Source organism: Flavobacterium sp. 90, assembly GCF_004339525.1.
Lineage (GTDB): Bacteria > Bacteroidota > Bacteroidia > Flavobacteriales > Flavobacteriaceae > Flavobacterium.
Map to the genome: position 1 here is coordinate 3,021,240 of NZ_SMGE01000001.1, position 23,894 is coordinate 3,045,133.

Genomic DNA, 23,894 nt, shown 5'->3' on the forward strand with positions numbered 1-23,894 from the left:
TAAAGACTAAATAAGATGTCAAGAATAGGTAAAAGCCCAATTGTAATTGCTGCTGGAGTAACTGTAGAAGTTAAAGACGGTATCATTACGGTAAAAGGAAAAAAAGGTCAACTAACTCAGGAGTTTTCGGACATTACTGTAAAAGTTGAAGGCGATCAAGTTTTATTAGAAAGATCGTCTGATCATAAAGACCAAAGAGCAAAACACGGACTATACAGATCATTAATCAATAATATGATAGTTGGTGTATCTGAAGGTTTTACAAAAGAACTTGAATTAGTTGGAGTTGGTTACAGAGCTTCAAACCAAGGTCAAAAGTTAGATTTAGCTCTTGGATATTCTCACAATATTGTTTTAGAAATTGCTCCAGAAGTAGCTTTAGAAACAATATCTGAAAAAGGTAAAAACCCTATCGTAAAATTAACATCATTTGATAAACAACTTTTAGGTCAAGTTGCTGCGAAAATCAGAGGTTTCCGTAAGCCAGAACCATACAAAGGAAAAGGTGTTAAATTTGTGGGTGAAGTATTAAGAAGAAAAGCAGGTAAATCAGCTTAAAAAATAAGATTATGTCATTAACAAAATCTGATAGAAGACAGAGAATTAGATTCAGAATTAGAAAATCGATTAGTGGTACTGCTACTAACCCAAGACTATCTGTATTTAGAAGTAACAAAGAAATTTACGCTCAACTTATTGACGATGTAAATGGAGTTACTTTATTAGCTGCATCTTCAAGAGAAAAAGAAATAGGAAAAGGTACTAACGTTGAAATCGCTGCTGCTGTTGGAAAACTTGTTGCAGAGAAAGCGTTAAAAGCTGGGATTGATACCATCACTTTTGATAGAGGTGGATATTTATATCACGGTCGTATTAAATCATTAGCAGAAGGCGCAAGAGCGGCTGGACTTAAATTCTAATATATTATGTCTAAATACAAAAATGTAGAATTGGTAAAACCAAGTGGTCTTGAACTTAAAGATCGTCTGGTAAGTGTTAATCGTGTTACTAAGGTTACAAAGGGTGGTAGAGCTTTTGGTTTTTCTGCTATTGTAGTTGTAGGTGATGAAAACGGAGTAGTTGGTCATGGATTAGGGAAATCTAAAGACGTTTCTGAAGCAATTGCGAAAGCAGTAGAAGATGCTAAGAAAAATTTAGTAAAAATTCCTTTGAATGGACAATCTGTTCCTCACGAACAAAAAGGTAAATTTGGTGGTGCACGTGTATTCTTAATTCCTGCTTCTCATGGTACAGGAGTTATTGCTGGTGGAGCTGTTCGTTCAGTTCTTGAATCAGTAGGTATTCACGATGTATTATCTAAATCTCAAGGATCATCAAATCCTCATAACGTGGTAAAAGCAACTTTTGATGCTTTATTGCAAATGAGAAGCGCTCATACTGTTGCAAAACAAAGAGGTGTTTCTTTAGAAAAAGTTTTTAAAGGTTAATTCAAGGAAATTATGGCTAAATTATTAGTAAAACAAGTAAGAAGCAAAATCAACTGCCCTCTTTCTCAAAAAAGAGGTTTGGAAGCTTTAGGTCTACGTAAAATGGGACAAGTTGTAGAGCATGATTCAAATCCTGCAATCCTTGGGATGATAAACAAAGTTAAACACTTAGTTTCTGTCGAAGAAGCTAAATAACAAATACTGTTATGAATTTAAGTAACTTACAACCAGCTGAAGGGTCAACGCACAATCAAAATAAAAGATTAGGTAGAGGAGAAGGTTCTGGAAAAGGTGGTACTTCTGCAAGAGGTCACAAAGGAGCAAAATCTCGTTCTGGTTATTCTAAAAAGATTGGTTTTGAAGGAGGGCAAATGCCGCTTCAAAGACGTGTACCTAAGTTTGGTTTCACAAACATCAATCGTAAAGAATACGAAGGTGTTAATTTAGATACGCTTCAATTATTAGTAGACAATGGTGTGATTACTGATTCTGTTTCTATGACAGATTTCGTAGCAAATCGTCTAGCTACCAAAAATGAAATCGTTAAGATTTTAGGTAGAGGAGAATTGAAAGCAAAATTAAAAGTAACTGCCCACAAATTTACTGCTACTGCAAAAGCTGCTATTGAAGCTGCTGGTGGAGAAGCTGTAACTATATAACTTATCTACTAAGATGAAGAAATTTATTGAATCAATAAGTAATGTTTGGAAAATCGAAGAACTGAAAAATAGAATCTTAATTACATTAGGATTGCTTTTGGTATATCGTTTTGGTGCACACGTAACGCTACCTGGAATTGACGCAACTCAATTAACAGGTTTAGCGGGACAAACTAAAAATGGTTTAGGATCTATCCTAGACATGTTTACAGGAGGTGCTTTCTCTAAAGCTTCAGTTTTTGCTTTAGGTATTATGCCTTATATTTCTGCATCTATTGTTGTTCAGTTAATGGGAATTGCGATTCCTTATTTGCAAAAACTTCAAAACGATGGAGAGAGTGGTAGAAAAAAGATTAATCAAATCACTCGTTGGTTGACTATAGCTATTACACTGGTTCAAGGTCCAACTTATATCTATAATTTGTATAGAACATTGCCTGGAAGTGCATTCTTGTTAGGTTTTAATTCTCCTGAATTTTTGTTCTCTTCAGTTATTATCTTAGTTACAGGTACAATTTTTGCTATGTGGCTTGGAGAAAAAATTACAGATAAAGGTATTGGAAATGGAATTTCATTATTGATTATGGTTGGTATTTTGGCAAGATTACCTCAGGCATTCATGCAAGAGTTCTCTTCTAGAGTTACCAATAACAATGGTGGTCCAATGTTATTAGTTATTGAAATTATTGTGTGGTTATTGGTAATCATTTCTTGTGTATTGCTTACAATGGCAGTACGTAAAATTCCAGTTCAATACGCTCGTCGTACAACAACTGGAGATTACGAGCAAGATTTAGCTGGTGGTAATAGACAATGGATTCCTCTAAAGCTTAATGCTTCTGGAGTTATGCCAATCATTTTTGCTCAGGCAATTATGTTTATACCTGCAGCTGTAGCTGGATTGTCTAAATCAGATACATCACAATCTATCGTTGGTGCATTTAGTAATATGTTTGGTTTCTGGTATAATTTTGTATTTGCAACATTAATTATTGTATTTACATTTTTCTATACTGCAATCACTGTACCTACTAACAAAATGGCTGATGATTTGAAAAGAAGCGGTGGTTTTATTCCTGGAGTTCGTCCAGGTGCTGAAACTTCAGACTTCTTAGATAAAGTGATGTCTTTAATAACTTTCCCAGGATCTTTATTCCTTGCTTTGATTGCTGTGTTCCCAGCTATTGTTGTAAGTATTATGGATGTACAACAATCTTGGGCGATGTTTTTTGGAGGTACCTCATTAATAATTATGGTTGGAGTTGCAATAGATACTATTCAACAAATCAATTCATACTTGTTAAACAAACATTATGATGGTTTAATGAAGACTGGTAAAAATAGAAAAGCGGTAGCTTAATATATTTATGGCAAAACAATCAGCAATAGAACAAGACGGATCAATCATTGAAGCATTATCAAATGCGATGTTCCGTGTGGAGTTAGAAAATGGACATATCGTAATTGCTCATATTTCTGGTAAAATGCGTATGCATTACATCAAATTATTACCTGGTGATAAAGTGAAACTAGAAATGAGTCCTTATGATTTGTCAAAAGCAAGAATTACTTATCGATATTAAAGGATATTCACTATGAAAGTTAGAGCATCAGTAAAAAAGAGAAGTCCCGAGTGCATCATTGTGCGTAGAAAAGGGAGATTGTACGTAATAAACAAAAAGAATCCTAGATTTAAACAAAGACAAGGATAATTATGGCAAGAATAGCAGGGGTAGATATCCCAAAAAATAAAAGAGGTGTTATAGCACTTACCTATATCTTTGGATTAGGAAGAAGTAGAGCTATTGAGATTTTAGAAAAAGCTCAAGTTAGCCAAGATAAAAAAGTTCAAGATTGGAATGATGATGAGATCGGAGCGATTCGTGATGCAGTTTCATTTTACAAAATTGAAGGAGAATTACGTTCTGAAGTTTCTTTAAACATCAAACGTTTGATGGATATTGGTTGTTACAGAGGTATTCGTCATAGATCTGGTCTTCCTTTAAGAGGGCAAAGAACTAAAAACAACTCTAGAACAAGAAAAGGTAAAAGAAAAACTGTTGCTAACAAGAAAAAAGCAACTAAATAATAAGTAATATGGCTAAAGCAACTGCAAAAAAACGTAAAGTTATCGTTGAATCAACGGGAGAAGCTCATATTTCTGCTACCTTCAATAACATCATTATTTCTTTGACAAACAAAAAAGGTGAAGTTATTTCTTGGTCTTCAGCTGGTAAAATGGGTTTTAGAGGTTCTAAAAAGAATACTCCATACGCAGCCCAAATGGCAGCAGAAGATTGTAGTAAAGTAGCTCTTGAGGCTGGACTTAAAAAAGTAAAAGTTTATGTAAAAGGACCAGGAAACGGACGTGAGTCTGCTATTCGTTCTATTCATAACGGTGGAATTGAAGTTACTGAGATTATCGACGTTACTCCAATGCCTCACAACGGATGTCGTCCTCCAAAAAGACGTAGAGTTTAATTTTATTTATTCATAGTATAAACAAGGTAGAATGTAGATTATCGAAGGATTTGACCTGAATTCATAATCTCTACCTTAAATTTAATTTTTTAGAAATGGCAAGATATACTGGTCCAAAAACTAGAATTGCTCGTAAATTTGGCGAAGCAATCTTCGGAGATGATAAATCTTTCGAAAAAAGAAATTACCCACCTGGACAACACGGGATGGCTAAAAAAAGAGGTAAAAAATCTGAGTATGCTGTTCAGTTAATGGAAAAGCAAAAAGCTAAATATTCTTACGGAATTTTAGAAAAACAATTCAGAAATTTATTCAAAAAAGCATCAGCTACTAAAGGTGTTACTGGTGAAGTTCTTTTACAATTATGCGAAGCAAGATTAGATAACGTTGTTTTTAGAATGGGTATTGCTCCTTCTAGAAGAGGTGCTAGACAATTAGTTTCTCACAGACACGTTACTGTAAATGGTGAGGTTGTAAATATCGCTTCTTACCACCTTAAACCTGGTGATAAAGTTGCAGTTCGTGAAAAATCTAAATCTTTAGAAGCTATCGAACGTTCTTTATCAAATTCAAGTCATGTTTATGAATGGATTACTTGGAATAATGATCTTAAAGAAGGAACTTTTGTTTCTGTACCTGCAAGACTTCAGATTCCAGAAAACATTAAAGAACAATTAATCGTAGAGTTGTACAACAAATAATAATTGACTTAGTCGAAATTTATGGCAATATTTAATTTTCAAAAGCCCGATAAAGTTATCATGATCGATTCAACCGATTTTGAAGGTAAATTCGAATTTAGACCTTTAGAACCTGGTTATGGATTGACAGTTGGTAATGCACTTAGAAGAGTTTTGCTTTCAGCATTAGAAGGTTATGCAATTACATCTGTTCGTATCGAAGGTGTAGATCATGAGTTTTCTACTATTTCAGGTGTTGTTGAAGATGTTACCGAAATTATCCTTAATCTAAAACAAGTTCGTTTCAAACGTCAAATTGAAGATATCGATAATGAAGCAGTTACAATTTCTGTTTCTGGTAAAGATCAACTAACAGCAGGTGATTTTCAAAAATTTATTTCAGGTTTCCAAGTTTTGAATCCAGACCTTGTTATCTGTAATTTAGATTCTAAAATCAAATTGAACTTCGATTTAACAATCGAAAAAGGTAGAGGATATGTTCCTGCTGAGGAGAACAAAAAACAGAACGCTGCAATTGGTACTATTTTTACAGATTCAATTTTTACTCCGGTAAAAAATGTAAAATATGCGATTGAAAACTTCCGTGTTGAGCAAAAAACAGATTACGAAAAATTAGTTTTTGAAATTAAAACTGATGGTTCTATTAATCCAAAAGATGCTCTTACTGAAGCTGCTAAAGTTTTAATTCACCACTTCATGTTATTTTCTGACGAAAGAATTACACTCGAGGCTGACGAAATTGCACAAACAGAATCGTATGATGAAGAGTCATTGCATATGAGACAATTGCTTAAAACTAAGCTTGTTGATATGGATTTATCTGTGAGAGCATTAAATTGCTTGAAAGCGGCTGAAGTTGATACACTTGGTGATTTAGTATCGTTCAATAAAAATGACCTAATGAAATTCCGTAATTTTGGTAAAAAATCTTTAACTGAGCTAGATGAACTTGTAGCTGTTAAAAATTTAACTTTCGGAATGGACTTAGCTAAATACAAATTAGATAAAGAATAATTCAATCCCGCTTGCGGGATTAAATTTAAAATAGCAATGAGACACGGAAAAAAATTCAATCACTTAAGCAGACAGACTGGACATAGAAAAGCTATGTTAGCTAATATGGCTTGTTCTCTTATTGAGCACAAACGTATTAACACTACTGTTGCTAAGGCTAAAGCGCTTAAACAATTCGTTGAGCCTTTAATCACAAAATCAAAAGAAGATACTACTCATAATCGTCGTATCGTTTTTGCTTACTTACGTAGTAAATATGCGGTAACTGATTTATTCAGAGACGTAGCTGCTAAAGTTGGAGACCGTCCAGGTGGATACACTCGTATCATTAAAGTTGGAAATCGTTTGGGAGATAATGCTGATATGGCAATGATCGAACTAGTAGATTTCAATGAACTTTACAATGGAGGTAAAAAAGAAGTTAAAAAAGCAAAAAGCCGTCGTGGTGGTAAAGCAAAAAAAGCTGAGGAGACTACTCCAGAAGCTCCAGCTGCTGAGTCTGAATCGACTACTGAAGCTTCTGAATAATTATGAAAGTAATGATTCTATAAAAATCAAGGATAAACTAATTTTTAGTTTATCCTTTTTTTTTGAAATTTTTTAAAAGTGTGTTGATTTTAACTTATTTCATTCTCTTGGTTTTATTTTTAGGAATGAAATTTTTAAAAATTTTTGGAACCACTCTTTTAAAAAAGTAAATTTGCAAAATATCTAATTACAAGTAAAATACTCCTTACGGAATATTTTAGTAGACAATTCAAAAAAAACAATACAATTAAAGAATGAAATACACTACACGACAAAGCGCCATTCTACTATTAAGCGACGGAACCATTTTTCATGGAAAATCTATCGGTATAAGTGGTAAAACATTTGGAGAGGTTTGTTTTAACACTGGAATGACTGGATACCAAGAGATTTTTACAGATCCATCTTACTTTGGGCAAATAATGGTAGCTACTAATGCTCACATTGGAAACTATGGTGTTAATGATTTGGAAATTGAATCTGATAGCATTAAAATTGCTGGTTTGGTTTGTAAAAACTTTAGTTTTAATTATTCAAGAGAAGATGCTTCCGGAAGTTTAGAAGATTATTTTACAAAGCAAAACTTAATTTGTATTTCAGATGTTGATACAAGAGCTTTGGTAAGTTACATTCGTGATAATGGAGCTATGAATGCTGTTGTTTGTACGGACGGAACTTCAATTGAAGATTTAAAAAAGGAATTGGCTAATGTGCCAAATATGGAAGGTTTGGAGTTGGCATCAAAAGTTTCAACTACTGAGCCTTATTTTTTTGGTGATGAAAATGCTAGGTATAAAGTATCTGCTTTGGATCTTGGGATAAAAAAGAACATCTTAAGAAATTTGGCAAAAAGAGATTGTTATATTAAAGTGTTTCCTTATAACTCAACTTATAAAGATTTAGCACAGTTTAATCCAGATGGATATTTCTTGTCTAATGGACCTGGAGATCCAGATCCTCTTTTTGGAGCTATTGAAGTTGCAAAAGAAATTTTAGAAAATGATAAGCCGTTATTCGGAATTTGTTTGGGACACCAAGTAATTGCTCTTGCAAATGGAGTTCAAACTTATAAAATGTTCAATGGACACAGAGGGATAAATCATCCGGTTAAAAATATATTAACTGGTAAAGGTGAAATTACCTCTCAAAATCATGGATTTGCTGTTAACAAAGAGCAACTTGATAATCATCCGGAATTGGAGATAACACATTTGCATTTAAATGACGGAACTGTTGCAGGAATGCGTATGAAAAACAAAAATTGTTTTTCAGTACAATACCATCCGGAAGCAAGTCCAGGACCACACGATTCATCTTATTTGTTTGATCAATTTGTGGAGAACATTAAAGAGGCTGTCGCTAAAACGATATAGTTAATAAATAAAGACGTATAATAGTAAGAATGCATTTTTTCTATTAAATATTTTTATAATTTCGAAAAAAAATATAATTTATTAATAAAAAACAAAAATAATGAGTATTATAATTAAAGTTCACGCAAGACAAATTTTTGATTCTAGAGGTAATCCTACTATTGAAGTTGATGTAGTAACTGAAAATGGAGTTTTAGGAAGAGCTGCAGTTCCATCTGGAGCTTCAACTGGAGAACATGAGGCTGTTGAATTACGTGACGGAGGAAAAGCGTTCTTAGGAAAAGGAGTTTTGAATGCAGTGAATAATGTAAATACTGTTATTGCTGAAGAATTAGTTGGAACTTCTGTTTTTGAACAAAACACAATTGATCAATTAATGATTGATTTAGACGGAACACCAAACAAATCTAAATTAGGAGCTAATGCTATTTTAGGAGTTTCTTTGGCTGCTGCAAAAGCTGCTGCAAATGAACTTGGATTACCATTATACAGATATGTTGGTGGAGTTTCTGCTAACACATTGCCTGTACCGATGATGAATATCATCAATGGTGGTTCTCACTCTGATGCGCCTATTGCATTTCAAGAGTTTATGATTTTTCCTGTAAAGGCAACTTCATTTTCACACGCTATGCAAATGGGAACTGAGATTTTTCACAGTTTGAAAAAAGTATTACATGACAGAGGTTTAAGTACTGCTGTAGGTGACGAAGGTGGTTTTGCACCAAACTTGGCTGGTGGTACTGAAGATGCTTTAGATACTATTAAATTAGCAGTTGAAAAAGCAGGATATACTTTTGGTGACGAAATCGTGATTGCTCTTGACTGTGCTGCTTCTGAATTTTATGTAAACGGTAAATACGATTATACTAAATTTGAAGGAGAAACTGGAAAAATCAGAACTTCTGAAGAGCAAGCTGATTATTTAGCGGAACTTGCTGCTAAATACCCAATTATTTCTATCGAAGATGGTATGTATGAAGATGACTGGAATGGTTGGAAATATTTAACTGAAAAAATTGGACACAAAGTACAATTAGTTGGTGATGATTTATTTGTTACTAATGTTGAGCGTTTGTCAACTGGAATTGAAAAAGGAATTGCTAATTCAATTTTAGTAAAAGTGAACCAAATTGGTACTTTAACTGAAACTATTGCAGCCGTAAACATGGCTAAAAATGCAGGATATACTTCGGTTATGTCTCACCGTTCTGGAGAGACAGAAGATAATACTATTGCGGATTTAGCTGTAGCTTTAAACTGTGGACAAATTAAGACAGGTTCTGCTTCTCGTTCTGATCGTATGGCAAAATACAATCAATTATTAAGAATTGAAGAGGAATTAGGAAGTACTGCTTATTTTCCTGGATTAAACGCTTTCAAGATTAAATAATTGTAAGGTTATATATAGATTTAAACCATCCATTTCTTAATGGGTGGTTTTTTTTTGGAGTTTTAACAAATTCATAGCAGTATTCTTTTTTTAATTAGTCTTAAATTCCTTAGATTTGATAAATTATTATTTTAAAGAATTATTTCCGATATATTATGTCAAAAATAGCTACATTAGAAGTAGATGGTCAAAAAATTGAACTTCCGGTAATCACAGGAAGCGAAAATGAATCAGCTATCGATATTAACAAATTACGTGATTTAACTGGTTTTATTACAATTGACCCGGGATATAAGAATTCTGGATCTTGTAAAAGTGAAATCACCTTCTTAGACGGAGAATTAGGAATTTTACGTTATAGAGGATATTCAATTGAAGATTTGGCTGAAAAAGCAAACTTCTTAGAGGTGTCTTATCTTTTGATTTTTGGCGAATTGCCAACAGCGAAAGAATTGGAACAATTTGAGAATGGTATTAAAAAGCATACTTTGGTAAACGAAGAAATGAAAAATATCATTGATGGTTTTCCAAAGACAGCTCATCCAATGGGTGTTTTATCTGCTTTAACAAGTGCTTTAACAGCATTTAATCCAAAGGCAGTTAATGTTGAAAATGAAAAAGAAATGTACGAAGCCATTTGCAAAACAATGGGTAAATTTCTTGTAATTGCAACTTGGACTTATAGAAAATCTATGGGTTACCCATTAAATTATTATGACAATACACAAGGGTATGTAGAAAACTTTATGCAATTAATGTTTAAATTGCCTACAGGACCTTATTCAGCAAATCCAATTATTGTTGATGCATTAGATAAATTGTTTATTCTTCACGCAGATCATGAGCAAAACTGTTCTACATCTACAGTTAGAATGGTTGGTTCATCTCATGCAGGTTTATTTGCTTCAATTTCTGCAGGAGTTTCTGCCCTTTGGGGACCACTTCACGGAGGTGCAAATCAAGCAGTACTTGAAATGCTTGAAGAAATAAATAAAGATGGTGGAGATACCGATAAATTTTTGGCGAAAGCAAAAGATAAAAATGATCCTTTCCGTTTAATGGGATTTGGTCATAGAGTATATAAAAACTTTGATCCAAGAGCAAGAATCATTAAAAAAGCAGCTAAAGAAGTATTAGAAACGTTAGGTGTTGATGATCCTATTTTGGAAATTGCTAAAAAATTAGAATCAGCTGCATTAGAAGACGAGTACTTCAAATCAAGAAACTTATATCCAAATGTTGATTTTTACTCTGGTATTATCTACAGAGCACTTGGAATTCCAACAGATATGTTTACAGTAATGTTTGCTATTGGAAGATTACCAGGTTGGATCGCGCAATGGAAAGAAATGCGTGAAAACAAAGAACCAATTGGTAGACCAAGACAAATCTATACAGGACATCCCTTGAGAGACTTTAAGTCGAACAAATAAAATCATTTTAAAGCTTCACTTAACTGTGAAGCTTTTTTTTATCTTTGCCCAAAATATAATATAGTTATGTTGCAATTAAATATAAAGAACGAAACGTCAAGATTACGGGCTGTAGTTTTGGGTTCAGCTGTTCATAATGGGCCAACTCCATCTGTAGATGAGGCTTATGATCCTAAATCATTGGAACATATTAAAGCAGGAACCTATCCAATTGAAGAAGATATGGTTGTTGAAATGGAAGCTTTTAATACTGTTTTTAAAAAATATGATGTAACTGTTTATCGTCCGGAAATGATTGAAAATTACAATCAGATTTTTGCGAGAGATATTGGTTTTGTGATTGATGATACTTTTGTGAAATCTAATATTTTGCCAGACAGAGAGCGAGAGTTAGATGCAATTCAATATGTAATTGATCAAATGGATCCTCTAAAAGTTGTTCGTCCGCCGGAAGAAGTTCATATTGAAGGCGGAGATGTTATGCTTTGGAATGATCATATCTTTATTGGAACTTACAAAGGGAGTGATTATAAAGATTACATTACAGCGCGAACAAATATGCATGGTGTAAATTATATTAAAGAATTGTTTCCTAATAAAATTGTCAAAGAATTCGATTTAGTAAAATCTAAATTAGAAGCTCGTGACAATGCTTTACACTTAGATTGTTGTTTTCAGCCTGTTGGAAAAGATAAAGGAATTATTTATAAAAGAGGTTTCCGTGAAGAGGCTGATTATTTGTATTTAGTTAATCTTTTTGGAATGGAAAATTTATTCCATATCGAAAGAAATGAAATGTACAATATGTTTTCAAATGTATTTTCGATTGATGAAAATGTAGTAGTTTCAGAAAAAAACTTTACTCGACTAAACAATTGGCTTCGTGCAAACGGATTTACAGTTGAAGAAATTCCTTATGCAGAGATTGCAAAACAAGAAGGATTGTTGAGATGTTCAACTTTGCCATTAATTAGAGATTAAATAATTGTTTCAAGTTTTAAGTTTTTATAGAACGTGAAACCTAAAACTTGAAACAAAAAAAAATAAAACATGAAACAAACAACCAATGCAATCGTAATGATTCGGCCAGTTGCTTTCAGAATGAATGAACAAACTGCTGTAAATAATTATTACCAAAAAGTATTAGATGGACTTTTGCCAAGTATAGTAAATGCGAAAGCACAGCAAGAGTTCGATACTTTTGTTGAAAAACTTAGAGCTGTAGGAGTTGATGTTACTGTAATCGATGATAATTTGGAGACAGATACTCCTGATAGTATTTTTCCAAATAACTGGGTTTCTTTCCATGAAAATGGAGATGTAGCATTGTATCCAATGTTTGCTGAGAATCGTCGTCAGGAACGTCGTGAAGATATTTTAGACACTCTTGAAGATAAAGGTTTTGTGATTAATAATATAATGGACTATACATCTGCTGAAGAAGACGGTTTTTTTCTTGAAGGAACAGGAAGTTTACTTTTAGATCGTGCCAATGCAAAAGCTTACTGTGCTTTGTCGCCTCGTGCCGATGAGGAATTGTTTATTGAATTCTGCGAAGATTTTGATTATGCTCCAGTAATTTTTGAAGCTTTTCAAACAGTTGATGGTGAACGTAAACTAATCTATCATACAAATGTTATGATGTGTTTAGGTGAAACTTTTGCTGTTATCTGTGCTGATTGTATTGATGACAAAAAAGAACGTAAAATGGTTCTTGAAAATCTAAAAGCTGATAAAAAAGAAGTTATTTTAATTACAGAAGCTCAGGTGAATAATTTTGCCGGTAATATGTTAGAAGTTAGAGGAACTAATGATAAGAAATATATTGTGATGAGCGCATCAGCACATCAAAGTTTAACTCCAAAACAAATTTCGCAATTAGAAAATCACGCTGAAATTTTAAGTTCAAGTTTAGATACTATAGAAGCTTGCGGTGGTGGAAGTGCAAGATGTATGATGGCTGAAGTGTTTTTGCCAAAGAACTAGATTTTTTTAGATATAAAAAAAGGGATAGAACGTTAAGTTTTATCCCTTTTTGGTTTTATATAAATTGAAAGATAATTTACATCAAGTTACCTTTAACGATATTAATGATTGAACTTACGATATATTGAATTCCGATAGAGATTACAATAAAACCAACAATTCTTGATATCGCTACAATTCCGGAAGCACCAAGTATTCTTGCTAAATAATGAGCGCTTTTTAATATTGCAAAAATAGCAAGGGCAATTGCCAGAATTGCTAAGCACGAAATAATGACTTCTTCCATTCCGTGATGCTCCTGATAAAAAGCAATCAGTAAAGAAATTGATCCAGGTCCGGCTAACATTGGTATTGCTAGCGGAGTTAATGCGATGTCATTTCTTTGTTGTGCGTCAGTTTCAACTTTTTTGTTGATTCCTCGTTTTTTATTAATTTTTCCGGAAAGAAGTGAGAACCCTGAATTTACAATCACAATTCCACCCGCAATACGAAGTGCGTCAATGCTTATTCCAAAAAATGTTAAAACATATTGACCAATAAAAAAGGAAACTATCAAGATTATAAAAACATTTATAGCAGTCCAAAGCGAAATGCGAGAGCGTTCTGCTTGAGAATCGTGTTGGGTTAGTCCAACGAAAATAGGAACCGTTCCGATTGGGTTTAATACTGAAAAAAGAGCGGCAAATAAATAAATGAATAAATCCATATTGTTTTGGTTAGTGAAGTAAAAATAGTCTTTTTTTGATATCTGAAAGCAAATACTTGTTAGGATATTGTCTTTATTGTTGTTATTTCTAAATCAATAACATAAACTAAGCTCGTTCTTTTTGATTACTTTTGTAGAATATTTAAAAATGATGAAAAATAAAAAAACTTTAGTTCTGGGAGCTACCACAAAACCAGATCGTTATGCTTTTAGAGCTGTAAATATGTTGGTTGAAAAAGGACACACTGTTTTGGCAATTGGTCAAAACACAGGTGAAGTTGCCGGTGTTAAAATTCATACTAAAGCAATTCCTGTAAAAAATATAGACACTGTTACCTTATATTTAAATCCTGCACGCCAACGTGATTATTATAATTACATTATCGAAGCTCAGCCAAAAAGAGTTGTCTTTAATCCTGGAACAGAAAATCCGGAATTTTATCAATTATTAGAACTTAATAATATTAAAGCCGAAGTTGCATGTACGTTGGTTTTATTGGCAACAAATCAATATTAATTTTTTTTAGGAGCTAATCCCGCTATACGTTCCAATCTTTTTTTTTTAAAGAAAAAAACAAAAAGGATTTCCACTTCTATCGGGGCTAAAAAAGAACCATTAAAAATATTACTTTTGTCGTCATGGAATTTTCATCAAAATTAATAGAAAAAGCAGTCAACGAAATGTCGCAATTACCTGGTATTGGTAAGAGAACGGCATTGCGATTGGTTCTTCATTTATTAAAACAACCAAAAGAACAAACAAACTTTTTGTCACAAGCACTATTAAACATGCGTGCAGATATTAAGTTTTGCGAAAGTTGTCACAATATTTCAGACACAAAAGTTTGTGAAATTTGTGCAAACAATTCAAGAAATCACCAAACGATTTGCGTAGTCGAAGATATCCGTGATGTTATGGCTATTGAAAATACCGGGCAATATAAAGGAATTTATCATGTTCTTGGTGGTAAAATTTCTCCAATTGAAGGAGTCGGCCCAAGTCAATTGAATATTTCGAGTTTAGTCGAAAAAGTAAAATCAGGAAAAGTAGTTGAGATTATTTTTGCATTAAGTTCAACTATGGAAGGAGATACGACTAATTTTTACATTTATAAGCAAATCGTCGAATCAGAAATTATAATTTCTACAATTGCAAGAGGTATTTCTGTAGGTGATGAATTAGAATACGCAGACGAAATTACACTCGGGCGAAGCATCTTGCATAGAGTTCCGTTTGAAAAAACTTTCAAAAACAACTAAATATACCCCAAATAAAATATAGATTTCCTGAAGATTAAAGTAAAAGCTATATTTGCGATAAAATCCCAATAATGAGTAAAAATACCATTTTTATATTACTACTAATCAGTACGCTATTTACATCTTGTATTCCGATAAAAGATTTGGTTTATCTGCAAGATAAAAACAATTCTGGAGAACAAAATAAAATCTCCGCAGTAGAAACCAAACCTTACAGATTGCAAACAAATGATGTTTTAAGTGTTAGCATAAAAGCAATAGATCCTAAGTTAGTGTCAATTTTTAGTACTACGGAGAATGCTTCAACAGGTGGTAAGTCAGAATCAGCTTTATATTTTGACGGATTTAAAGTAGATGATCATGGTAATATTAGAATGCCAATTTTAGGAGAAATTAATGTAATTGGATATACTCTTGAAGAAGTCAGAATCAAAATTGAAAAAAAACTACTGGAAGAATATTTCAAAAGTGAAGCAAATATTTTTGTTACAGTAAAGTTAGCTGGTTTTAGATACACGATAAACGGAGAAGTTGGAAGTACCGGAACAAAGACATTGTTTCAGGAACATGTAAATATTATGGAGGCAATTGCAAATGCAGGCGATATTAATACTGTTGGAGATCGAAAAACTGTAACTGTAATTCGTCAAACGCCAACTGGAGTGCTAATGAATAGTTTAGATCTTACAGATGTAAATGTCATGAAATCGCCTTATTATTACCTGCAGCCAAATGATTATATTTATGTAAAACCATTGAAACAGAAAACTTGGGGAACTGGACAAACAGGTATACAATCTATAGGTACAATTATTACTCTGTTATCATTGGCGACAACAGTTTATTTGATCATCAAAAAGTAAAACTAAATTCAAAAGATGTTAGATATAAAAGATTTTTCCATTTTTGAGAATCATTCAAGTTTTGATTTTAAAGGATTTTTGCTGAAGATTGCCAGTTACTGGAAATGGTTTTTGGTCAGTTTGATAATTGCATTTACTATTGCATACCAAGTAAATATTCGAAAAGAGAAAATTTACTCGATGCAGACCATGATTTCAATCAAGGAAGAAAGTAATCCATTTTTTACCTCTAATACCAGTTTGGTTTTTAATTGGGGCGGTATTTCAGATCAGGTAAATGGAATTTCTACGATACTACAATCACGTTCACACAATGAAATCGTTGTTGATAAATTACAATATTATATAGATTATTTGGAACAAGGAAAATATAATTTAGTAGATTCTTATGGTGCAGTTCCTTTTTATGTAAGTATTGATAAAACAAAACCACAGCTCGCTAATGCTTTAATCAGTATTAAATTCCTAAGCGAAAATGAATACCAAATTAAGATTCCTTTTGAGGTTAATTCAGTTCCTTTAATTACTTATTCTACCAATGTATATAGTAATACTTCCGTTCAGCCTGGAATATTTGTAAAAAAATATAAAGTTGGGGAACAAGTTGTATTGCCTTTTTTAAATTTGAAATTGCAAATAAATGATAATCCTGGTTTTTATAAAGGGAAAGAATACTTTGTAAGATTCAATAATTTTGATGGAACCGTATCTCGATACAGAGGAATTAGTGTTGATAGTGATAAAGGCGGAGGTTCATTATTGACACTTAGCATGTCAGGTACAAATAAAGCCAGAATGGTTGAATATTTGAATGCAACTGTAAAGATGTTGATTAAAATTCAACTAGATGGAAAAAATCAGTTTGCTACTAATACAATTAGATTTATCGATAGTACTTTGGTTGCAATGGAGTCTCAGTTGAAACAAACTGGTAATGAATTAAAAACGTTTAGGAAAGATAAAAATATTTATGAAATTGAAGGCGGAGGAGCAAAGGTTTCAGATAAAATCACGGATTTTGATGTTGAACGAGATCGGGTTTCGAGAAAAATTAGTTATTATAATTCTTTAAAAACATATTTAAATAATAGTGTTGATTATTCAAGATTACCAGCACCATCTGTGGCGGGAATTGAAGATCCAAATGTTGTTACTAATGTTTCAAAACTTATCGCGCTCTCTACACAAAGATCAGAAATGTCTTATGCTGTAAAGAGTGATAAAATTTTTAAGGATTTTGACAATCAGATGCGAGCAGTTAAGGATGTTTTGTTAGAAAATATAGCATCGGCAAAAACATCATTATTATACGACCTGTCTCTTGTTAATGCAAAAATCGGAGAGGCAGAAAGTACAGTAAAACGACTTCCTGAAGAACAACAGGAATTATTGAAAATACAAAGGAAGTATGATTTAAATGACAATATCTATACTGAATTTCTTAAGAAACGAAATGAAGCAGAAATTGTAAAGGCATCTAATTTATCAGATATTCATTTTATTGATTCGGCAAAAGATATTGGAGGAGGACTGATTGGTCCAAAAACTTCAGCAAATTATGTATTGGCACTGTTTTTAGGAATATTAGTGCCCTTGTCATTTGTTTTCTTGTTATTTTTTATCAATGACTCGATTCAAAATACAGATGATATTAGTAAATTGACCAGTATACCGCTAATTGGAGTTGTTGGAATGAATAAAGATTTTATAAATCTAGCAGTATTTGACAAACCAAAATCGGCCCTTTCAGAAGCTTTTAGAGGAATTCGTTCTTCACTTCAGTTCTTGTATAAAAAGCAACAAGTAAGTGGCGCAAAAACATTAATGATTACCTCTACTATTAGTGGAGAAGGAAAAACATTTTGTTCAATAAATATAGCTACTGTTTTTGCCTTAAGTGAGAAAAAAACGGTTGTTGTTGGGTTAGATTTAAGAAAACCAAGATTAGCTGCTGAGTTTAGTTTAACAAATCCATTAGGAGTAGTAAACTATCTGATTAAACAAAATAGTCTGGAAGAAATTGTCAATAAAACACAAATTCCAAATCTTGATGTTATACTTTCCGGTCCGATTCCTCCAAATCCTTCTGAATTGATTTTGAGTGAAGCCATGAAGGAAATGATAGATGAACTAAAGCAAAAATATGATTATGTTATTTTAGACACGCCTCCAGTTGGTCTTGTGTCAGATGCATTAGAATTAGTTCAGTATGCAGATGTTTCACTCTATATCGTTAGACAAAATTATACTAAAAAAGATATGATAACGTTGTTGAATACAAGAGTTAAACGAGGGGAATTAAATAATGCAAGTATAGTTTTGAATGGTTATGAGAATAAAGCAAAGTATGGCTCAACATATGGTTACGGGTACGGTTATGGAGCTTATTCAAACGGATATCATGATGATGAAGTTAAATCAGGGTTCTGGAAATCTATTTTGCAAAAAATAAAAAAATAATAATCTGAACTAAATGAAAACGTCAAACCAGAATACTATTCTAATTACCGGAGGAGCGGGTTTTATTGGTTCAAACTTGTGTGAGTATTTTTTAGAACTCGACTATAAAGTAATTTGTTTAGATAACTTTTCGACAGGACATCATTATAATTTGAAGGATTTTATAAATAATCCACATTTTAAATTAATTGAGGGAGATATTAGGAATATTGAAGATTGTAATTTAGCGGTTCAAAATGTAGATTACGTTTTACATCAGGCCGCTTTAGGTTCTGTTCCAAGATCTATAAACGACCCAATAACTACAAATGATGTAAATGTTTCAGGTTTTTTGAATATGCTAGTCGCTTCAAGAGATGCAAAAGTAAAACGTTTTGTGTATGCAGCTAGTTCATCTACTTATGGAGATTCTGTAGGATTGCCAAAAGTTGAAGATGTAATTGGAAAGCCTTTGTCTCCATATGCAATTACGAAATATGTAAACGAATTGTACGCTGAGATTTTTAGTAAAACTTATGGATTAGAAACTATTGGTTTAAGATATTTCAATGTGTTTGGAAGAAAACAAGATCCTAATGGAGCTTATGCTGCCGTGATTCCTAAGTTTGTTGCACAATTGATGAAATATGAAAGTCCTGTAATTAATGGTGATGGAAATTATTCTCGTGATTTTACATATATAGATAATGTAATTCAGATGAATAGGTTGGCTATAACAACTCAAAATCCTAATGCAATTAATACAGTTTATAATACTGCTTTTGGAGATCGAAATACATTAAATGATTTAGTTGGATATTTAAAAGAGTATTTAGCCGCGTTTGATTCTAAAATTGCTGATGTGGAAATTGTTTATGGATCAAGTAGAGCGGGAGATATTCCACATTCATTAGCAAGTATTGATAAAGCAAAAACAATGTTGGGATATAATCCTGAATATTCTCTACAAAATGGCTTGAAAGAAGCAGTGATTTGGTATTGGAATAATTTGAAATAAAAGGATCAAGATAATAGTAAATTAAATGAAAATTACAAAAATTTGTTGCATTGGAGCAGGTTATGTTGGAGGCCCAACAATGGCAGTGATTGCTCAAAAATGTCCAAATATTCAAGTGACAGTCGTAGACTTGAATGAACAAAGAATTAAAGACTGGAATGATCCGAATACAGATAATATTCCAATTTATGAACCAGGACTTTCAGAAATAGTATCTGAAGCAAGAGGGAGAAATCTTTTCTTTTCGACAGAAGTTGAAAAAGCAATTGATGAAGCTCAGGTAATTTTTATTTCAGTTAATACGCCAACCAAAACTTATGGTAAAGGAAAAGGAATGGCTGCAGATTTGAAATATATAGAGCTTTGTGCCAGACAAATTGCAAAAGTGGCTAAGCAGAATAAAATTGTTGTTGAGAAATCAACCCTTCCAGTGAGAACAGCTGAAGCAATAAAAAGTATTTTAGATAACACAGGAAATGGAGTTCAGTTCCAGATTTTGTCAAATCCTGAATTTTTGGCTGAAGGAACTGCGGTTACAGATTTATTAAATCCAGATAGAATTTTAATAGGTGGAGATTCAACACCAGAAGGAGAAGAGGCAATTAATGCACTGGTTGACGTATATGCTAATTGGGTTAGTAAAGACAAAATTCTTACAACCAATGTTTGGTCTTCAGAATTGTCTAAACTTACCGCAAATGCATTTTTGGCGCAACGTATATCGTCTATAAATGCAATGTCTGAACTGTGTGAACAAACTGGAGCAGATATTAATGAAGTAGCAAAGGCAATAGGAATGGATAGCCGTATTGGCTCAAAGTTTTTAAAAGCTTCGGTTGGTTTTGGAGGATCTTGTTTTCAGAAAGATATTTTGAACTTGGTTTATATTGCAAAATCTTACGGATTAGCAGAAGTTGCTGATTATTGGGAACAAGTTATTATAATGAATGATCATCAAAAAAGAAGATTTTCAAATAAGATCGTTCAAACCTTATATAATACGGTTGCAGATAAAAAGATTACATTTTTAGGTTGGGCTTTTAAAAAGGATACGAATGATACACGAGAATCTGCAGCAATTTATGTGGCCGATGATCTAATTAATGAGCAGGCAAAAATTGCTGTTTATGATCCGAAAGTTTCGAGAAATAAAATGTTAAATGATCTGGATTATTTAGAAACAAGATCTGCTAAGGAAAATAATTCAAAAATTGTAACGTTTGATAATGCATATGATGCCTGTAAAGGTGCGCATGCAGTTGCAATTCTAACAGAATGGGACGAGTTTGCAACTTATGATTGGCAAAAAATTTATGATTCAATGCATAAGCCGGCGTTTCTTTTTGATGGTAGAAATATATTGAATTCAAAAGAAATGGAATCAATAGGATTTATCTACAAAGGAATAGGTTCTTAGAAAAAAAATATTGAGATAAATTTGGTACGAAATGAGAAAAGAATGGATGGGTTTGAAAGTTTTATTTCAATATAAAATGAAAAGATGAATTGGTATGTAGTATATACAAAGCCTAAATGGGAGAAAAAAGTTGCCGACAAGTTGAATCAAATAGGTATTGAGTGTTATTGTCCATTAATTATCCAGATGAAACAATGGTCAGATCGTAAGAAAAAGGTTGAAGTGCCTCTTTTTAATTCCTATGTATTCGTTCAACTGGCAGATATTGACCGTAATTCTGTTTTTCAAGTATCCGGAGTAGTACGGTATTTATTTTGGCTCGGTAAACCTGCGATCGTTCGTGATGAAGAAATTAATAGTATAAAAACAAGTCTTAAAGCTCCAAATATAAGTGATATATCAGTGACTTCAATTCAGGTTGGAGATCGTATAAAAATAGAAGCCGGTGCTTTCAGTAATCAGGATGCTATTGTTCAGGAAGTATCAAACACATATTATACATTAGTTTTAGAATCTTTAGGCTGTGTCCTTAAAATAAAATATAAATAAAGTAGTTATAGTTTAACTATTTTCAATTAAAAACAGAAGATGAAATTCTTTAATTTGAGAATTTATTTTTCTGTTTTTTTTATAATGTAATTTTTTACAGACTGATTGATAGTAGATTGGTGAAGCTAGTTTTATTTAATTAGTCCGTTTTTATAGGATTACGGGAAAGCGTATTGAATAAATTGACTTAATATGTTATATTTGCCGAAATTGGTTTTTAAGTATCTGTGTCAAATTTTGTGATTCAGAAGGGCGAAGCCGTGAGTTTTAATGACTGAATTGGTTAAAAAAGAACATAAAAATGGATAAAAATATTAAAATAGCGGTTATTGGTTTAGGTTACGTTGGTTTACCTTTAGCGAGATTGTTTGCTACGAAATATTCCGTTGTTGGATTTGATATAAATCAGTCACGAGTGGCATCTTTAAAATCAGGTACAGATACAACATTGGAAGTCGATGATGAAACTTTGCAAAAAGTTTTGGTCGATCTGCCTAATGCTGAAAGTGGTTTGTATTGTACAACTTCGCTAAATGATATCGCAAATTGTAATTATTTTGTGATTACTGTACCAACCCCCGTAGATCGAAATAATCGCCCAGATTTAACACCTTTATATAAGTCGAGTGAGGCAGTAGGTAAAGTTTTAAAAAAGGGAGATATTGTAATATACGAATCAACTGTTTATCCAGGAGTTACAGAAGAACAATGTGTTCCGGTTTTGGAAAAAATTTCAGGGTTAAAATTTAATGAAGACTTTTTTGCGGGTTACTCGCCAGAGCGAATAAATCCAGGTGATAAAGAACATACTGTTGAAAAAATTCTGAAAGTAACTTCAGGATCGACACCAGAAATAGGATTAAAAGTAGATGCTTTATATAAATCTGTAATAACCGCAGGAACACATTTGGCACCCACAATAAAAGTTGCTGAAGCGGCTAAAGTTATTGAAAATTCACAACGCGATATTAATATTGCTTTCGTTAATGAATTGGCTAAAATATTCAACTTAATGAATATTGACACGCAGGAAGTGCTAACTGCAGCTGCAACAAAATGGAATTTTTTGCCTTTTAAACCTGGTTTAGTTGGCGGACATTGTATTGGAGTAGATCCTTATTATTTAGCGCAACGTGCTCAGGAATTTGGATATCATCCTGAAATAATTTTGGCAGGCCGACGTCTAAATGATAGCATGGGCGAATATGTAGCTTCGCAAGTAGTTAAGTTGATGATTAAAAAAGGGATTTCAGTTAATGGTGCTAATCTTTTGATGCTAGGAATTACCTTCAAAGAAAATTGCCCTGACGTAAGAAATACAAAAATTGTTGATGTTGTAAGGTCATTAAAAGAATATGGGATAACCGTTACTTTATACGACCCGCTCGCTAATATTGATGAAGTTAAAAGAGAATATAGTTTAGAAACTGTAAATTCTGTGCCAAAAGAAAAATTTGATGCTATTGTGCTGGGAGTTGCTCACAGTGAATTTTTAAGCTTGAATTTTTCAGAATTACAAAAAGAGAACAGTTTATTATATGATGTAAAAGGAGTTTTAGGTACTATAGCTGATAATAGGTTGTAGTAAATAAGAATCCTTTTTTTATTAAAAAAAAATGGAAACAAACAATTCAATCATACATGTTATTTTGACCGGTGGGGTTGGCAGTAGATTATGGCCGCTTTCTCGTAAAAGTAGACCTAAACAATATTTAGAGATTTTTGAAGGAAAATCTTTATTCGAAATGACAGTTGATCGTAATAGCCATTTGGCGGATAAAGTCATGGTTGTTGGAAATGTTGATAATCATAGTCTTAGTGGGAAAGTGATGGATAAGTCTAAAACGACTTATACTAATATTGTTGAAGCTACTCCACGAAATACTGCTGCTGCTATTGCTTTTGCTGCATTTGCTTCTAATCCTGAAGATATTTTAATTGTAACTCCTTCGGATCATATTATCGAAAAAATGGAGGATTATAATAAAGCGATAGATGAAGCTATTTTAAAGGCGAAAGATGGTTTTATTGTGACTTTTGGAATTATTCCAACTAAGCCTGAAACAGGTTATGGATATATTGAATCGAAAGGAGATAAAGTTTTGTCATTTCGCGAAAAACCAAATGAAACAACAGCCAAAGAGTTTATAGCGAGAGGTAATTTTTTATGGAATAGTGGAATGTTTTGCTTTAAAGCTGGAGTTCTTCTTGATGAATTAAAACAATTTCAACCAGATATATATGAGAAATCAAAATTGGTTTGGGAAGCAAGTAAAGAAGGTTTTCTAGATTTAGATTTGTCTTTAGAAATTCCATCAATTAGTATTGATTATGCTGTTATGGAGCGTAGTAAAAAAATCAAGGTAGTACCTGCTGCATTTTCCTGGTCCGATTTAGGATCTTTCGAATCAGTTTATGATTATTTGGTTTCAAAAGGGCATTATATTGATAATAACGGAAATATGGTTATCGGTACCGAAAAGTACACTGCATTTTTAGGATTGAAAAACACTATTTTTGTTTATACAGATAGCGCAAATTTAATCTTACAAAGAGAGAACTCACAAGATGTGAAAGACTTGTATGGTGAATTAGAAAGACAAAATTCAGAATTATTAAATTAAAA

General features: G+C 32.6%; 28 protein-coding genes. 27 read left to right on the forward strand and 1 reads right to left on the reverse strand.

The window, feature by feature from the left end:
• Positions 1–15 precede the first annotated feature (15 nt).
• From rplF to C8C83_RS12475, 18 genes are all read left to right on the forward strand, one after another.
• Positions 16–558, forward strand: coding sequence for a 50S ribosomal protein L6 (gene rplF, locus C8C83_RS12390; protein ID WP_121328839.1), 543 nt, complete (start codon positions 16–18; stop codon positions 556–558).
• Between the two features lie 11 nt (positions 559–569).
• Positions 570–920 (forward strand): 50S ribosomal protein L18, encoded by a 351-nt coding sequence (rplR, locus tag C8C83_RS12395; protein ID WP_042565878.1) that lies wholly within the window; start codon positions 570–572, stop codon positions 918–920.
• Between the two features lie 3 nt (positions 921–923).
• A complete protein-coding gene (rpsE, locus tag C8C83_RS12400) occupies positions 924–1,448 on the forward strand; it encodes a 30S ribosomal protein S5 (protein WP_085950926.1) in 525 nt (174 codons plus the stop codon).
• 12 nt (positions 1,449–1,460) lie between these two features.
• A complete protein-coding gene (rpmD, locus tag C8C83_RS12405) occupies positions 1,461–1,643 on the forward strand; it encodes a 50S ribosomal protein L30 (protein WP_017495010.1) in 183 nt (60 codons plus the stop codon).
• A gap of 11 nt (positions 1,644–1,654) precedes the next feature.
• Positions 1,655–2,107: a 50S ribosomal protein L15 gene (gene rplO, locus C8C83_RS12410; protein ID WP_017495009.1), complete on the forward strand. Its 453-nt coding sequence runs from the start codon at positions 1,655–1,657 to the stop codon at positions 2,105–2,107.
• 13 nt (positions 2,108–2,120) lie between these two features.
• Positions 2,121–3,467, forward strand: coding sequence for a preprotein translocase subunit SecY (gene secY, locus C8C83_RS12415; RefSeq protein WP_089351921.1), 1,347 nt, complete (start codon positions 2,121–2,123; stop codon positions 3,465–3,467).
• A gap of 7 nt (positions 3,468–3,474) precedes the next feature.
• Complete coding sequence (gene infA / locus C8C83_RS12420) at positions 3,475–3,690, forward strand: translation initiation factor IF-1 (protein ID WP_007136545.1); 216 nt, start codon at positions 3,475–3,477, stop codon at positions 3,688–3,690.
• A gap of 12 nt (positions 3,691–3,702) precedes the next feature.
• A complete protein-coding gene (ykgO, locus tag C8C83_RS12425; RefSeq protein ID WP_072945378.1) occupies positions 3,703–3,819 on the forward strand; it encodes a type B 50S ribosomal protein L36 in 117 nt (38 codons plus the stop codon).
• Between the two features lie 2 nt (positions 3,820–3,821).
• Entirely contained in the window at positions 3,822–4,196 is a 375-nt protein-coding gene (gene rpsM, locus C8C83_RS12430; RefSeq protein ID WP_007803675.1) for a 30S ribosomal protein S13, read from the forward strand.
• A gap of 8 nt (positions 4,197–4,204) precedes the next feature.
• On the forward strand, positions 4,205–4,588 hold the full coding sequence (gene rpsK, locus C8C83_RS12435; RefSeq protein ID WP_007803677.1) for a 30S ribosomal protein S11: 384 nt from the start codon (positions 4,205–4,207) through the stop codon (positions 4,586–4,588).
• Between the two features lie 95 nt (positions 4,589–4,683).
• Positions 4,684–5,289, forward strand: a complete 606-nt coding sequence (rpsD, locus tag C8C83_RS12440) for a 30S ribosomal protein S4 (protein WP_026982953.1) — start codon at positions 4,684–4,686, stop codon at positions 5,287–5,289.
• A 21-nt stretch (positions 5,290–5,310) separates the two neighbouring features.
• Positions 5,311–6,303 carry a DNA-directed RNA polymerase subunit alpha gene (locus C8C83_RS12445; protein WP_026109818.1) on the forward strand — a complete coding sequence of 331 codons (993 nt, stop codon included), beginning with the start codon at positions 5,311–5,313 and terminating at the stop codon, positions 6,301–6,303.
• A gap of 36 nt (positions 6,304–6,339) precedes the next feature.
• Positions 6,340–6,831 carry a 50S ribosomal protein L17 gene (gene rplQ, locus C8C83_RS12450; RefSeq protein ID WP_029272056.1) on the forward strand — a complete coding sequence of 164 codons (492 nt, stop codon included), beginning with the start codon at positions 6,340–6,342 and terminating at the stop codon, positions 6,829–6,831.
• Positions 6,832–7,085: 254 nt separating this feature from the next.
• The gene (gene carA / locus C8C83_RS12455) at positions 7,086–8,204 is read left to right on the forward strand and encodes a glutamine-hydrolyzing carbamoyl-phosphate synthase small subunit (protein ID WP_121328841.1); all 1,119 of its coding nucleotides are present in this window, start codon (positions 7,086–7,088) and stop codon (positions 8,202–8,204) included.
• Between the two features lie 100 nt (positions 8,205–8,304).
• Entirely contained in the window at positions 8,305–9,597 is a 1,293-nt protein-coding gene (gene eno, locus C8C83_RS12460) for a phosphopyruvate hydratase (protein ID WP_121328842.1), read from the forward strand.
• A 155-nt stretch (positions 9,598–9,752) separates the two neighbouring features.
• On the forward strand, positions 9,753–11,030 hold the full coding sequence (locus tag C8C83_RS12465; protein WP_121328843.1) for a citrate synthase: 1,278 nt from the start codon (positions 9,753–9,755) through the stop codon (positions 11,028–11,030).
• Positions 11,031–11,096: 66 nt separating this feature from the next.
• On the forward strand, positions 11,097–12,011 hold the full coding sequence (locus C8C83_RS12470) for an arginine deiminase family protein (RefSeq protein ID WP_121328844.1): 915 nt from the start codon (positions 11,097–11,099) through the stop codon (positions 12,009–12,011).
• Positions 12,012–12,080: 69 nt separating this feature from the next.
• A complete protein-coding gene (locus C8C83_RS12475; RefSeq protein WP_121328845.1) occupies positions 12,081–13,016 on the forward strand; it encodes an arginine deiminase-related protein in 936 nt (311 codons plus the stop codon).
• Positions 13,017–13,092: 76 nt separating this feature from the next.
• Here the strand turns inward: C8C83_RS12475 and C8C83_RS12480 are convergent, their stop codons facing one another.
• Positions 13,093–13,722, reverse strand: coding sequence for a MarC family NAAT transporter (locus tag C8C83_RS12480; protein ID WP_121328846.1), 630 nt, complete (start codon positions 13,720–13,722; stop codon positions 13,093–13,095).
• A gap of 151 nt (positions 13,723–13,873) precedes the next feature.
• Here C8C83_RS12480 and C8C83_RS12485 point away from each other — a divergent pair, with 151 nt between their 5' ends.
• The 9 genes from C8C83_RS12485 to C8C83_RS12525 all read left to right on the forward strand — a co-directional run bounded on the left by C8C83_RS12485 (position 13,874) and on the right by C8C83_RS12525 (position 23,892).
• Positions 13,874–14,239, forward strand: coding sequence for a CoA-binding protein (locus C8C83_RS12485; protein WP_099709530.1), 366 nt, complete (start codon positions 13,874–13,876; stop codon positions 14,237–14,239).
• A gap of 122 nt (positions 14,240–14,361) precedes the next feature.
• Positions 14,362–14,982, forward strand: a complete 621-nt coding sequence (recR, locus tag C8C83_RS12490) for a recombination mediator RecR (protein ID WP_121328847.1) — start codon at positions 14,362–14,364, stop codon at positions 14,980–14,982.
• A 71-nt stretch (positions 14,983–15,053) separates the two neighbouring features.
• Entirely contained in the window at positions 15,054–15,845 is a 792-nt protein-coding gene (locus C8C83_RS12495; protein ID WP_132011760.1) for a polysaccharide biosynthesis/export family protein, read from the forward strand.
• A gap of 15 nt (positions 15,846–15,860) precedes the next feature.
• Positions 15,861–18,305, forward strand: a complete 2,445-nt coding sequence (locus tag C8C83_RS12500) for a polysaccharide biosynthesis tyrosine autokinase (RefSeq protein WP_121328848.1) — start codon at positions 15,861–15,863, stop codon at positions 18,303–18,305.
• A 13-nt stretch (positions 18,306–18,318) separates the two neighbouring features.
• Positions 18,319–19,302: an SDR family oxidoreductase gene (locus C8C83_RS12505; protein WP_121328849.1), complete on the forward strand. Its 984-nt coding sequence runs from the start codon at positions 18,319–18,321 to the stop codon at positions 19,300–19,302.
• A gap of 25 nt (positions 19,303–19,327) precedes the next feature.
• On the forward strand, positions 19,328–20,719 hold the full coding sequence (locus tag C8C83_RS12510) for a UDP-glucose 6-dehydrogenase (RefSeq protein ID WP_121328850.1): 1,392 nt from the start codon (positions 19,328–19,330) through the stop codon (positions 20,717–20,719).
• Positions 20,720–20,803: 84 nt separating this feature from the next.
• A complete protein-coding gene (locus C8C83_RS12515) occupies positions 20,804–21,268 on the forward strand; it encodes a UpxY family transcription antiterminator (protein ID WP_121328851.1) in 465 nt (154 codons plus the stop codon).
• Positions 21,269–21,569: 301 nt separating this feature from the next.
• The gene (locus C8C83_RS12520; RefSeq protein ID WP_121328852.1) at positions 21,570–22,853 is read left to right on the forward strand and encodes a nucleotide sugar dehydrogenase; all 1,284 of its coding nucleotides are present in this window, start codon (positions 21,570–21,572) and stop codon (positions 22,851–22,853) included.
• A 31-nt stretch (positions 22,854–22,884) separates the two neighbouring features.
• Positions 22,885–23,892 (forward strand): mannose-1-phosphate guanylyltransferase, encoded by a 1,008-nt coding sequence (locus C8C83_RS12525; RefSeq protein WP_121328853.1) that lies wholly within the window; start codon positions 22,885–22,887, stop codon positions 23,890–23,892.
• Positions 23,893–23,894 lie beyond the last annotated feature (2 nt).